Source organism: Flavobacterium sp. ZE23DGlu08, assembly GCF_030505335.1.
GTDB lineage: Bacteria > Bacteroidota > Bacteroidia > Flavobacteriales > Flavobacteriaceae > Flavobacterium > Flavobacterium algoritolerans.
Window position 1 is genome coordinate 2,169,209 of sequence record NZ_CP130045.1, and the last position, 13,390, is coordinate 2,182,598.

Here is a 13,390-nt window from a genome sequence, read left to right on the forward strand (position 1 = left end):
TCGTCTATTTTTTCTCTTCTTTTCTTTCTTTTATTCAAAATTCCTTACTTTCGCACCTCGATTTAGAAAAGGATAAAATGAGCACAAAATTTACTGAATACAAAGGACTTGACTTACCAACTGTAGCGTCAGAAGTACTTGATTTTTGGAAGAAAGAAAATATATTTGAGAAAAGCGTAACCACTCGCGAAGGAAACCAACCATTCGTGTTTTTTGAAGGTCCGCCTTCGGCAAATGGATTGCCTGGAATTCACCACGTAATGGCGCGTGCGATTAAAGATATTTTTTGCAGATATAAAACTCAAAAAGGGTTTCAAGTAAAGCGTAAAGCGGGCTGGGACACTCATGGTTTGCCTGTGGAATTAGGTACCGAGAAAGAATTAGGAATTACCAAAGAAGATATTGGAAAATCAATTTCTATCGAAGAATATAACGAAGCGTGTAAAAAAACCGTAATGCGTTATACTGACGTATGGAATGATTTGACCGAAAAAATGGGGTATTGGGTAGATATGGAAGATCCGTATGTGACTTACAAATCCAAATATATGGAAACGGTTTGGTGGATTTTGAAACAAATCTACAACAAGGATTTGATGTACAAAGGCTACACGATTCAGCCGTATTCTCCAAAAGCAGGAACAGGATTATCGTCCCATGAAGTAAACCAACCGGGAAGTTATAGAGATGTAACGGACACGACGGTTGTGGCACAATTTAAAGTGATTGATGCGCACAAAGAATTGTTGTTCTCAAAGTTTTATGATTACATCAGTTCTAATAATTTACTGCATTATAAGTTAGAAGCTTTAGATTTAGACGAAGTTTTTATCTTGGCTTGGACAACAACACCTTGGACATTGCCAAGTAATACGGCTTTGACAGTAGGTCCAAAAATCGAATATGCTTTAGTAAGAACATTCAATCAATATACATTTCGTCCGGCAACATTGATTTTAGCTAAGAATTTAGTTGGAAAACAATTCGGGAAAGGATTCTTTGAAAGTACAGAACCTGCTGATTTTGAAAATTTCAAAGAAGGCGATAAAAAAATACCGTTTCAGGTTTTGGCTGAATGTAAAGGAGCTGATTTGGTTGACATTCGTTACGAACAATTAATGCCTTTAGTGCTTCCCTATCAAAATGCTGAAAATGCTTTTAGAGTAATTTCAGGAGATTTTGTAACTACGGAAGATGGAACTGGAATCGTGCATACTTCACCTACTTTTGGTGCTGATGATGCAAAAGTAGCTAAAGAAGCTACACCAGAAGTCCCGCCAATGTTAGTTCTTGATGAAAATGGAACTCCGGTTCCGTTAGTAGATTTGCAAGGAAAATTCACTTCGCATGTAGGGGAATATGCCGGTAAATATGTAAAAAACGAATATTATAACGAAGGTGAAGCACCCGAGCGTTCTGTAGATGTTGAAATCGCCATTCGATTAAAAGAAGAAAATAGAGCATTTAAAGTAGAGAAATATGTCCACAGTTATCCGCATTGCTGGAGAACAGACAAACCTATTTTATACTATCCTTTAGATTCGTGGTTTATAAAAATCTCAGAAGTTAAAGATAGAATGTTCGACTTGAACGAAACCATCAACTGGAAGCCAAAAGCGACTGGAGAAGGACGTTTTGGGAATTGGTTGAAAAATGCCAATGACTGGAATTTATCGCGTTCAAGATATTGGGGAATTCCATTGCCAATTTGGAGAACCGAAGAAGGAACTGAAGAGATTCTGATTGGTTCAGTAGAAGAATTATACAACGAAATTGAAAAATCAATCGCTGCAGGTTTCCAAAAAGAAAATCCTTTTAAAGGTTTTGAAATTGGAAATATGGCAGAATCCAATTATGATTTAGTTGATTTACATAAAAATGTAGTTGATGAAATCACCTTGGTTTCGGCTTCTGGAAAGCCAATGACACGTGAAGCGGACTTGATTGACGTTTGGTTTGATTCAGGTTCCATGCCGTATGCACAATGGCATTATCCTTTTGAAAACAAAGATAAAATTGACCAAAATAAAGATTTCCCTGCTGATTTCATCGCAGAAGGAGTAGATCAAACACGTGGTTGGTTTTATACCTTGCACGCTATTGGAACATTAGTTTTTGATAAAGTAGCCTATAAAAATGTAGTTTCTAATGGACTGGTTTTGGACAAAAACGGACAAAAAATGTCCAAACGTTTAGGGAATGCCGCAGATCCATTCGAAACATTAAAAGAATACGGTCCAGATGCGACGCGCTGGTATATGATTTCCAATGCGAATCCTTGGGACAACTTGAAATTTGATTTAGAAGGAATTGCTGAGGTTCGTCGTAAATTCTTTGGAACCTTATACAACACGTATTCGTTCTTTAGTTTGTATGCTAATATTGATGGTTTCAAATTTGAAGAAGCGGAGATTCCTTTAAATGAAAGACCGGAAATTGATCAATGGATCATGTCAGAACTGAACACTTTGATCAAAGAAGTGGACGGTTTCTATGCGGATTATGAACCAACGAAAGCAGCTCGTGCAATCTCTGAATTTGTACAGGAAAACTTAAGTAACTGGTACGTTCGTTTGTGCAGAAGACGCTTCTGGAAAGGGGAATATGCGCAGGACAAAATAGCGGCTTATCAAACCTTATATACCTGTTTGTTAACCATAAGTAAACTGGGTGCGCCAATCGCTCCGTTCTTTATGGACAAACTTTACAGAGACTTAACTTTAGCAACACAGTCGGAAAAATACGACAGTGTACATTTGGCGGAGTTTCCAATTTCGGTTGAAAACTATGTTAATAAAATGTTAGAGAGCAAAATGCAGAAAGCACAAACCATTTCATCATTGGTTTTATCACTCCGAAAAAAGGAAATGATAAAGGTACGCCAACCGTTGCAAAAGGTAATGATTCCAGTACTTGACGACAATCAAAGAGCTGAAATTGAGGCTATTTCTGACCTTATAAAAGCAGAGGTAAACGTGAAAGAAATCGTACTTTTGGACGATGCTTCCGGTGTTTTGGTGAAACAGATTAAGCCTAATTTTAAGACACTAGGGCCCCGTTTTGGAAAGGATATGGGCTTGATTTCTAAGGAAATACAAGGGTTTTCGAAAGAGCAAATCAGTCAGCTGGATAAGGAAGGAAGCCTGAATATTGTTATTGCAGGAAATAACGTAATTTTAACTTTAGAAGATGTAGAAATAACATCACAGGATATTGAAGGTTGGTTAGTAGCCAATTCAAACGGAATAACGGTTGCGCTTGACATTACAATTTCTGAAGAATTAAAACAAGAAGGAATTTCCAGAGAATTAGTAAACAGAATTCAGAATATCCGTAAAGATTCCGGATTTGAAGTTACTGATAAAATTAAAGTTCAATTGAAAAGAAATGGAATTCTAGAAGAGGCGATTCTTAAAAATGAAGCGTATATAAAATCAGAAACATTAACCAGCGATTTGGTTTTTGTAGATGAAATAGAAAACGGTACAGAAATTGAGTTTGACGATATAAAAACAATGATATTAATTTCAAAATAATACAAAGATGGTAGATGAAGCTACAAAATACTCTGAAGCTGATTTAGCAGAGTTCAAAGAGATAATCCTTAACAAAATTCAAAAAGCACAATTAGATTTAGATTTGATAAAAAGTGCATATATGAATGATTTAAATAACGGAACTGACGATACTTCGCCAACATTCAAAGCTTTTGAAGAAGGAAGCGAAACAATGTCTAAAGAAGCAAACTCACAACTGGCGATTCGTCAGGAGAAGTTTATCCGTGATTTGAAAAATGCACTCTTCCGTGTAGAAAATAAAACCTACGGAGTTTGTAAAGTTACAGGCAAATTAATTGGGAAAGAAAGATTAAAAATCGTTCCTCATGCAACAATGAGTATCGAAGCAAAGAACTTGCAACGATAAACCTCTTGTTAAACAAGATTTAACGCTCCATTGGGAGCGTTTTTTTTGATTAAATTGTTATTTTTGCGCCATTAAAATTTATAAAATGTCATTACGAAAAGCCTATCTCCTTATTTTTATCTTATTGCTTGTTGATCAAGTTTCTAAAATTTACATTAAAACTAACTTTATTTTAGGAGAAGAAGTTGAAGTATTCAAATGGTTCAAAATTCTGTTCATTGAAAATGAGGGAATGGCTTGGGGGGTTCAAATCCCGGGAGCTTATGGAAAGTTGTTTTTAACTCTTTTTAGAATCGCCGCTGTTGGTGGAATTGGATATTGGTTGTGGGATTCAGTGAAAAAGAAGAGTTCAGATTATTTAATTGTTGCTATTTCTTTAATTCTCGTAGGAGCTTTCGGGAACATCATCGATTCTGTTTTTTACGGAGTTATTTTTGATGACAGTCAACAACAATTAGCTACTTTGTTTTCGGATCAACCTTATGGGACTTGGTTTCACGGAAAAGTAGTTGATATGCTTTATTTCCCTTTTTGGCATGGAACTTTACCAAGTTGGTTGCCTATTTGGGGCGGAAAAGAATTTACTTTCTTCAACGCTATCTTCAATGTTGCCGATATGGCAATTTCAACAGGAGTTGGAATCTTAATTTTTTTCAACAAAAAAGCATTTCATCACAATTAGATTCAAAATTATTCACAATAAAAGAAAAAGACCTGTTCAAATTATGAACAGGTCTTTTTCTTTTATTGGATTTATTTGTTTTGTCCAGGAGCATAACGTTTAGCGCTTTTTCCGCCGTATATTTTTTTAGCTTGACCCGGAGGAAGTTTTTTAGCTTTATAGGTTGATCTGCTGGTTCCGGTTTGAATGCTACAGTTTGAAAATGAAACTGCAAATAGAATAACCATAACGCTTACGGCAAATCTTGAATTTTTAAATGTTCTCATAACTTGATTAGATTTTATCTGTTGCTAAAGTACGGATTAAAAATTAAAATGAGTGAACTTCATTAGGGGTCACACAATAATCCAGTTTTACATCACCTTCAAAAACATCTGTAATCAATTCTTCGGGGTCAAAAAAGGAAAGACCAATTTTGATTACATCCGGTTTACATTCTGATAAAAATTTATCGTAAAATCCTTTGCCGTACCCCACGCGATGTCCTTTTTTGTCGAAAGCCAAAAGTGGTACAAAAACCACATCAATTTTATGCGAAGGAACTTCAATACCATCTACGGGTTCTGGGATATTGTATGCATTTTTCTTGATTCGGGTGTTGTCAGTCAATAGAAAATGAATCATGTTTCGGGTTTCAAAATCAGCTTTGGAAACAATAATCTCTTTGTCTTTTCCGGATAATAAGTGAAGAATGAATTCGGTATTGACTTCTTTTTGTTCTATAATAGGTAAGAAAATATGAAAATAGGTTTTCTCCCAAATAGGCAGTGTCAGTATTTTATTGGCTACAGCCAAACTCATTTCCTCAATTTCATTTTCGGAAAGTGCATTTCGTAAGGTTTTGGATTTGAGTCGCAATTCTTTTTTATTCTTCATCCTCTTCATTAGTGTTTGACATGTGGTAAATAGCATCGCCTTCGTAGACAATAGGGGAATGATTGGCGTTGATTACATAACCATCATTTGGCGCTTTAACTTTTCGCTCAAACTTTCCGTACGGATCAGTTATGGTGGCTAGAATTGTTCCCTTTTTAACAAAATTACCAATAGTGTTATAATCGTGCAACAATCCGGAACATTTGGCTCTGATCCAGCCTGATTTTTCAATATAGATGGAAGGCGATTTTGGTTTGATTACAGTATGTTTTGGATCTAACATACCAAGGTGAGACAATAGGCGTTTTGCGCCATTAACCCCTTCATCGGCAACGGAATTATTAATGTCAAGTGATTTTCCGCCTTCAAAAAGTAACATTTTGACATCCATTCTTTCGCTTGAACTTCTAAATGACCCGATTATATTTCTGGAATATAAGGTAAATGGAGCATTAAATACATCTGCCAGTATTTTTAATTCGGCATTGCTATGAGCTATTCTAATTTGTGGTGCGTTGAAACGGCTTGCGCCACCGGCGTGAAAGTCAACGGCATATTCCACAATTGGCATGATTTCGGCTAAAATATGGAACGCAAATCGACTGGCCAATGAACCGGTTTTACTTCCTGGAAAAACTCGGTTTAAATCCCTTCCGTCTGGAAATTCTCTCGATTTGTTGACAAATCCGTACACGTTGATTATTGGGATACAAATGATTGTACCTTTTTTTGGTCGGTTTATTTTTTTGTGAATGAGTTGTCTTACGATCTCGACGCCGTTAATTTCATCTCCATGAATTCCTGCTGAGAAAAGTACCACGGGACCATCAATTTTAGACCGTCTAACAATAACGGGGATGTTCAGTTTTGTTGTGGTGTGTAGTCTGGCAATTTCGACATTGATAGTTTTGCTCTCTCCGGGAATAATGCTTTCGCCGAAAATTACGATTGGTGTGGTATTGGTTTTTATCATAGATTCTTGAAAAGATAAAAATAACGATAATAACGAATTAGAAACTAAAATTCTGATAAAAATTTAGCAAGAAAGATTTCAAGAATATTGATTTGTATTTCGGGATTTTAGAGATTAACTTTGTTACATGAATCCAACAACTTTAGCCTTACAAATCCAAACCTTGCCGGACGGTCCCGGCGTATATCAATATTACGATAAGGAAGGGAAGATTTTGTATGTGGGCAAAGCCAAAAACATAAAAAAAAGAGTTGCTTCGTATTTTAATAAAATTCATGATACGGCCAAAACCAATGTGCTCGTAAAGAAAATTGTCACCATAAAACACATTGTGGTTCCTACGGAGACCGATGCCCTTTTATTGGAAAACAACTTGATAAAAACCTTGCAGCCGCGTTATAACGTTTTGTTGCGAGATGATAAAAGCTACCCGTGGTTGTGTATCAAGAAAGAACCTTTTTCGCGCATTTTCGCAACCCGAAGAATGGTCAAAGACGGGTCGGAATATTTTGGACCGTATACCAGTTTCAAAACGGTAAGCACTATTTTGGAGCTGATAAAAGAATTGTATCCGCTGCGAACTTGTAACTATGATTTGAGTAAAAGCAATATCGAAAGCGGAAAATTCAAGGTTTGTCTCGAATACCATATTGGGAATTGCATGGGGCCTTGTGAAGGTCACGAAACCTTAGAAAATTACCAAAAGCAAGTTGATGCGATTCGCGAAATTTTGAAAGGAAATTTCAAAGAAAGCATGAAGGATTTCAAGCGCGTCATGACCAATCTGGCCGCCGATATGCATTTTGAGGAAGCCCAAAAAATAAAAGAGAAAATAGAAGTTCTTGAAAACTACCAATCGCGTTCTACAATAGTAAATCCAAAAATCACCAATATTGATGTCTTTTCGATAGTTTCGGATGAAAGTGCGGCGTATGTGAATTTCCTGCAAATTTCTCACGGTTCGATTATTCGTTCGCACACGATGGAAATCAAAAAGAAACTCGACGAAACCGACGAAGAATTATTAGAATTGGCTATTGTCGAATTGAGAGAACGTTTTCAATTGTTGTCACGAGAAGTGATTGTTCCGTTTCACGTTGACTTGGGTGAAAACATAAAAATTACCGTTCCACAATTGGGAGATAAAAAGCAAATTTTGGATTTGTCCATTCGAAATGCTAAATTTTACCGAATCGAACAGTTGAAACAACTGCAAATTGTAGATCCGGATCGACATACGAAAAGGATTATGGCGCAAATGCAAAAAGATTTGCGATTGCCGGTGGAGCCTAGACACATAGAATGTTTTGATAACTCAAATATTCAAGGAACAAATCCTGTTGCGGCCTGCGTAGTTTTTAAAGATGGAAAACCAAGCAAAAAAGATTACCGCCATTTTAATATAAAAACGGTCGAAGGACCGGATGATTTCGCTTCGATGACCGAAGTAGTTTACAGAAGATACAAACGATTGCTGGATGAAAACGAACCTTTGCCCAATTTGATAATTATTGACGGTGGGAAAGGGCAATTGTCATCGGCGTTGAAAAGTATTGATGAATTGGGATTACGAGGAAAGATTGCTATAATTGGAATTGCCAAAAGACTGGAGGAGCTGTTTTATCCAGGGGATTCTATTCCGTTGTATTTAGACAAAAAATCAGAAACCTTGAAAGTAATCCAGCAATTGCGAAACGAAGCACACCGTTTTGGGATTACACATCACAGAGATAAAAGGAGTAAAGCAGCACTGAATTCTTCGATAGAAAGCATTCCTGGCATTGGAGAAAAAACGATGCTGACTTTAATTCAGCATTTTAAAAGTGTTAAAAGATTGAAATTAGCGTCAGAAAAAGAAATTTCGGACGTTATAGGTATGTCTAAAGCCAAAAAAATTACCGAATTTTACAAGGCTACAAATGAATGATTAATTTAGATTATTGATATTTGGGCAAATGATATTTGATCTTGCTAAATTCTATTACCACCAAATTGCTATTTATGAAGAAAATCATGCTGTTACTGATTGTTTTTGCTAGTTTGACTGTGTTTTCGCAAGAGCAAAAGAAACCAAAAATTGGTTTAGTTTTAAGTGGCGGCGGAGCAAAAGGATTTGCTCATATTGGCGTTTTGAAAGTATTGGAAGAAGCGGGTGTCAAGATCGATTACATTGGTGGAACAAGTATGGGAGCAGTTATTGGCGGTCTTTACGCATCAGGTTATAATGCCAGCCAAATTGATTCTATTTTTCAAGCCACAAATTTTAATGAATTACTAAACGATTTCATTCCTAGATCTTCTAAAAATTTTTACGAAAAAAGAAATGACGAATTATACGCGCTCGTTTTGCCGTTTAACAAACTCAAAATAGGTATTCCGGAAGCATTGTCAAAAGGGATGTATAATTATAATTTATTGAGTAGAATTACCAGAAATGTCAGGCACATAAGGGATTTTAATAAACTTCCAATTCCGTTTTTATGCATTGGAACTAATATAGAAACTGGAGAACAGGTTTTACTGAATAAAGGAAATCTGGCGCAGGCTATGATTGCGAGTTCTGCATTTCCATCTTTGTTTTCTCCTGTAGAAATTGACGGGAAATTGCTTGTAGATGGAGGTGTCATTAATAATTATCCAATTGAGGAGGTTCGTAAATTAGGCGCAGAAATTATCATAGGAGTTGATGTTCAGGATGATTTATTAGACAGAAACCAGCTTAAAGATGCAACGAGAATTTTGGTTCAAATTACAAATCTTCAATCCATTGAAAGGATGAAGAAAAATGTAAAACAAACCGATGTCTATATAAAACCGGATATTAAAAATTATGGCGTAGTATCTTTTGATAAAGGAAAGGAAATCATCAGGAAAGGAGAAGAAGCTACGTTCTCTGTTTATGAAAAAATTAAATTATTGGTTGATGATTCCAATCCGTACAGGAAACCGAATCTAAAATTAGCATCAGACAGCTTGCAAATTGTGGATATCAATAGCAATGAATTAGATAATTATACCAAAGAATATGTGATTGGTAAATTAAGGTTTAAGCCAGGAGTAAAAACCTGTTACGATGATTTGCTGAAGGGAATAAATAATATAAACGCAACTCAAAACTTCAGTGCTATATCTTATTCATTAGATGAAAATAAAAATGGGGATGATTTAAATTTAACGTTAAAAGAAAACCCTTCAAAGACATATTTGAAATTTGGATTGCATTATGACAATTTATTCAAGAGTGCCGTTTTGATTAATCTAACCCATAAAAAAACGTTTTTTAAGAATGACAGAACTTCGCTGGATATCGTTTTGGGAGATAATATCAGGTATAATTTAGATTATTATATAGAGAATGGATTTAATTTGAGTTTTGGTTTCAAATCACAGTTCAATCAATTTAATAGAAATGTTGCCAAAGAAATTAGCAGTTTAGATTTAGGCGCTTTGGGTATAAATGCGATTAATGTAGATTTTCACGACTTGACAAATCAGGCTTATTTTCAATCGCTGTTTGTTCAGAAATTTTTAATTGGTGGAGGAATTGAATTGAAATATCTGAAAATAAAGTCCGAGACATTGGCCAATACGGATCCGGTAATTGACAACAGTAATTACTTAAGTCTTTTTGGTTATATGAAATTTGACTCTTTTGATAATAAATATTTTCCCAAAAAAGGATGGTATTTCTCAGGAGATATACAATCGTATTTGGTGTCTTCAAATTACACAGGAGATTTTCAACCTTTTTCTATTGCAAAAGCTGATTTTGGAGTAGCTGCGACACTTTTTAAAAATGCTACGGTAAAATTGAATACAGATGCTGGTTTCTCCTTTGGGAATGAAAGCGTTTCTTTTTTCAATTTTATTTTGGGAGGTTACGGATACAATCCTATAAATAATTTCAAATATTTTTATGGGTATGATTATTTGAGCATTGCGGCGAACAGCTACATAAAATCAACAGGAACTATTGATTATGAATTTTATAAGAACAATCATTTCAATTTTTCGGCAAACTTTGCTAATGTTGGAGACAGGATTTTCGAAACGGTAGATTGGATTTCAATCCCAAAATATTCAGGTTATGCAGTAGGTTATGGTCTGGAAACGGTAATTGGACCTATAGAAGTAAAACATTCCTGGTCTCCGGAAAATGCAAAAGGATATACTTGGTTTAGTATCGGGTTTATGTTTTAATTGTAATTTAATTCAATAATAATTCCGATATTTGTTATCATGAAAACAACTTGGAGCGGTTTATTAGGATATCTGCAATTTCTCATCAAGAGGAATCCTGAATAAATTGCATTTTTTTGATTTAATTAAATAAGTTTAGTTCAATACAACTTTAAACTTTTAAACTTTAACTTTTAAGCAAAAAAATCATGCCTTTATACCATAAATTGGGGAATTTCCCCCAAAAAAGACACACACAATTTGAAAAACCAAATGGCGGTTTATACTACGAACAGCTTTTTGGAACAGAAGGTTTTCACGGCCATTCCTCATTATTATATCATGTTCACAGACCAACACAGGTAAAGGAAATTCTAAAATCCTATTCGGTTGAGCCGAAAATTGCTATTGGAAAAAACATAAAATCATTGTTATTAAAAGGATTTGAGTTAAAACCCGAAGATGATTTTCTGGACAGTCGCAAACCGATGTTAGTCAATAAAGATTGTACGATAGGATTGGCAGCGCCAAGACAATCGTTGCGTAACTACTTCTATAAAAATGCCGATGCCGATGAAATGATTTTCATTCACAAAGGAAAAGGAAAATTGCGCACCATGATGGGAAATATTCCTTTCGAATATGGGGATTACTTGATTATTCCTCGCGGAATGATTTATCAAATTGATTTTGAAACAGCCGAAAATAGACTTTTCTATGTAGAATCATTTGCGCCATTTTATACGCCAAAACGTTATAAGAATGAATCAGGTCAACATTTAGAGCATTCACCATTTTGCGAGCGCGACTTTATTTTGCCAACAGAATTAGAAACGCACGATGAAAAAGGAGATTTTCTAATCAAAATCAAAAAAGAAGGAATGATTCATGAATTCGTTTACGCCACGCATCCCTTTGATGTAGTAGGTTGGGACGGATATAATTTTCCTTACGGATTCAGTATTCACAATTTTGAGCCTATAACAGGTCGCGTGCACCAGCCACCGCCGGTTCATCAAACATTTGAAACATCAACATTTGTGGTTTGTTCGTTCTGTCCACGATTATACGATTACCACCCAAAAGCAATTCCGGCGCCTTACAATCACAGTAATATTGATAGTGATGAGGTTTTGTATTACGTAGATGGCGATTTTATGAGCCGCAACAATATCGAGCAAGGACACATTACATTGCATCCAAAAGGGATTCCGCACGGACCCGCACCAGGAGCAATGGAGCGTAGTATTGGTCAAACCATAACCCATGAATTAGCCGTAATGGTGGATACATTTCGCCCATTAATGGTAACCGAAGAAGCTATGGGATTAGACGATGGTCAGTATTACAAATCTTGGGTAGAGTAATAAGGAGCTATTTCCTGCTGTACGCTTTATCTTTTTCTGGTCTCGTTAAAAAAACGAGACCAGAAAAAGGATGCCGCTTCCATCAGGGCTAGGACTTTAGAGTAAATAACAACATTTTTTTTAAATTAATAAATCCGTGTAAATCTAATGTAGTACCATCAACGGCGTTGCAGAATTAGAGTTACCGAGTCAAAAAATAAATACCATGTCAAAAGAAGTAAAATCAGTAGAATACGGACTAGAAAAAATATTTGAAGGAGCACAAGATTTCCTTCCGTTATTAGGAACCGATTATGTAGAATTCTACGTAGGAAACGCAAAACAATCGGCACATTATTATAAAACTGCTTTTGGTTACCAGTCATTGGCTTATGCCGGATTAGAAACCGGGGTAAGAGACAGAACATCTTATGTGCTAAAACAAGATAAGATTCGCATCGTATTAACCACGCCATTAACACAAGATTCTCCTATACACGATCATTTGAGAAAACATGGTGATGGAGTAAAAGTAGCGGCACTTTGGGTAGAAGATGCCACAAGTGCGTACGAAGAAACAATGAAACGTGGCGCCCGTTCTTTCATGGAACCTACAGTGGAGAAAGATGAATTTGGAGAAGTAATACGTTCGGGGATTTATACTTACGGAGAAACAGTTCACATTTTTGTAGAGCGCAAAAACTATACTGGTATTTTCTTGCCAGGGTATAAGGAGTGGAAATCTGATTACAATCCAGAACCAACAGGTTTAAAATACATAGACCACATGGTAGGAAATGTGGGTTGGAACGAAATGAATACTTGGGTTAAGTTCTATGAAGACGTCATGGGATTTGTAAATTTCCTTTCTTTTGATGACAAACAAATCAATACCGAATATTCGGCGTTGATGAGTAAAGTGATGTCTAATGGAAACGGAAGAATCAAATTTCCAATCAACGAACCTGCCGAAGGAAAGAAAAAATCACAAATAGAGGAATATTTGGACTTTTATGGCGGACCTGGAATTCAGCATATCGCTATTGCAACAGATGATATTATCAAAACCGTATCGCAATTGAAAGCAAGAGGAATCGAATTCTTATCTGCTCCTCCGCATACCTATTACGAAGCAATTCCGGAACGATTGGGAGACCACATGAAAATGATGAAAGAGGATTTGAACGAAATCGAAAAACTGGCCATTATGGTTGATGCCGATGAAGAAGGATATTTACTGCAAATATTTACAAAACCGGTGCAAGACAGACCAACCTTGTTTTTTGAAATTATACAAAGAATGGGAGCCAAAGGATTTGGTGCAGGTAACTTTAAAGCGCTATTTGAATCAATCGAGAGAGAACAGCAATTACGAGGAACGTTGTAAAAAAGCATTATTTTTACATATTG

Annotated in this window: 10 protein-coding genes; 7 read left to right on the forward strand and 3 right to left on the reverse strand. The window is 35.8% G+C overall.

All coding sequences use genetic code 11. From position 1 onward, the window contains the following. Positions 1–77: 77 nt before the first annotated feature. From ileS to Q1W72_RS09465, 3 genes are all read left to right on the forward strand, one after another. Entirely contained in the window at positions 78–3,536 is a 3,459-nt protein-coding gene (ileS, locus tag Q1W72_RS09455) for an isoleucine--tRNA ligase (protein ID WP_302134908.1), read from the forward strand. 7 nt (positions 3,537–3,543) lie between these two features. Next, positions 3,544–3,924, forward strand: coding sequence for a TraR/DksA C4-type zinc finger protein (locus tag Q1W72_RS09460; protein ID WP_099714108.1), 381 nt, complete (start codon positions 3,544–3,546; stop codon positions 3,922–3,924). A gap of 85 nt (positions 3,925–4,009) precedes the next feature. Next, positions 4,010–4,606 (forward strand): lipoprotein signal peptidase, encoded by a 597-nt coding sequence (locus Q1W72_RS09465; RefSeq protein WP_099714109.1) that lies wholly within the window; start codon positions 4,010–4,012, stop codon positions 4,604–4,606. A 71-nt stretch (positions 4,607–4,677) separates the two neighbouring features. Here Q1W72_RS09465 and Q1W72_RS09470 read toward each other — a convergent pair whose 3' ends face one another. Genes Q1W72_RS09470 through Q1W72_RS09480 form a run of 3 tightly spaced genes read right to left on the reverse strand, consistent with a single transcriptional unit; the run spans position 4,678 to position 6,455 of the window. Continuing rightward, complete coding sequence (locus Q1W72_RS09470; RefSeq protein WP_302134911.1) at positions 4,678–4,872, reverse strand: hypothetical protein; 195 nt, start codon at positions 4,870–4,872, stop codon at positions 4,678–4,680. Between the two features lie 43 nt (positions 4,873–4,915). Next, the gene (locus tag Q1W72_RS09475) at positions 4,916–5,482 is read right to left on the reverse strand and encodes a 5-formyltetrahydrofolate cyclo-ligase (RefSeq protein ID WP_302134913.1); all 567 of its coding nucleotides are present in this window, start codon (positions 5,480–5,482) and stop codon (positions 4,916–4,918) included. Next, positions 5,472–6,455: a succinylglutamate desuccinylase/aspartoacylase family protein gene (locus Q1W72_RS09480; RefSeq protein ID WP_099714112.1), complete on the reverse strand. Its 984-nt coding sequence runs from the start codon at positions 6,453–6,455 to the stop codon at positions 5,472–5,474. Before Q1W72_RS09480 ends, Q1W72_RS09475 begins: the two co-directional genes overlap by 11 nt. A gap of 127 nt (positions 6,456–6,582) precedes the next feature. Between Q1W72_RS09480 and uvrC the strand changes: the two genes are divergently transcribed. The 4 genes from uvrC to hppD all read left to right on the forward strand — a co-directional run bounded on the left by uvrC (position 6,583) and on the right by hppD (position 13,367). After that, positions 6,583–8,382: an excinuclease ABC subunit UvrC gene (uvrC, locus tag Q1W72_RS09485; RefSeq protein WP_099714113.1), complete on the forward strand. Its 1,800-nt coding sequence runs from the start codon at positions 6,583–6,585 to the stop codon at positions 8,380–8,382. A 74-nt stretch (positions 8,383–8,456) separates the two neighbouring features. Further along, positions 8,457–10,655, forward strand: a complete 2,199-nt coding sequence (locus tag Q1W72_RS09490; protein ID WP_099714114.1) for a patatin-like phospholipase family protein — start codon at positions 8,457–8,459, stop codon at positions 10,653–10,655. Positions 10,656–10,843: 188 nt separating this feature from the next. After that, positions 10,844–12,001, forward strand: coding sequence for a homogentisate 1,2-dioxygenase (locus tag Q1W72_RS09495; protein ID WP_099714115.1), 1,158 nt, complete (start codon positions 10,844–10,846; stop codon positions 11,999–12,001). A 205-nt stretch (positions 12,002–12,206) separates the two neighbouring features. Next, positions 12,207–13,367, forward strand: coding sequence for a 4-hydroxyphenylpyruvate dioxygenase (gene hppD, locus Q1W72_RS09500; RefSeq protein WP_302134917.1), 1,161 nt, complete (start codon positions 12,207–12,209; stop codon positions 13,365–13,367). The last annotated feature ends 23 nt before the right edge of the window (positions 13,368–13,390 follow it).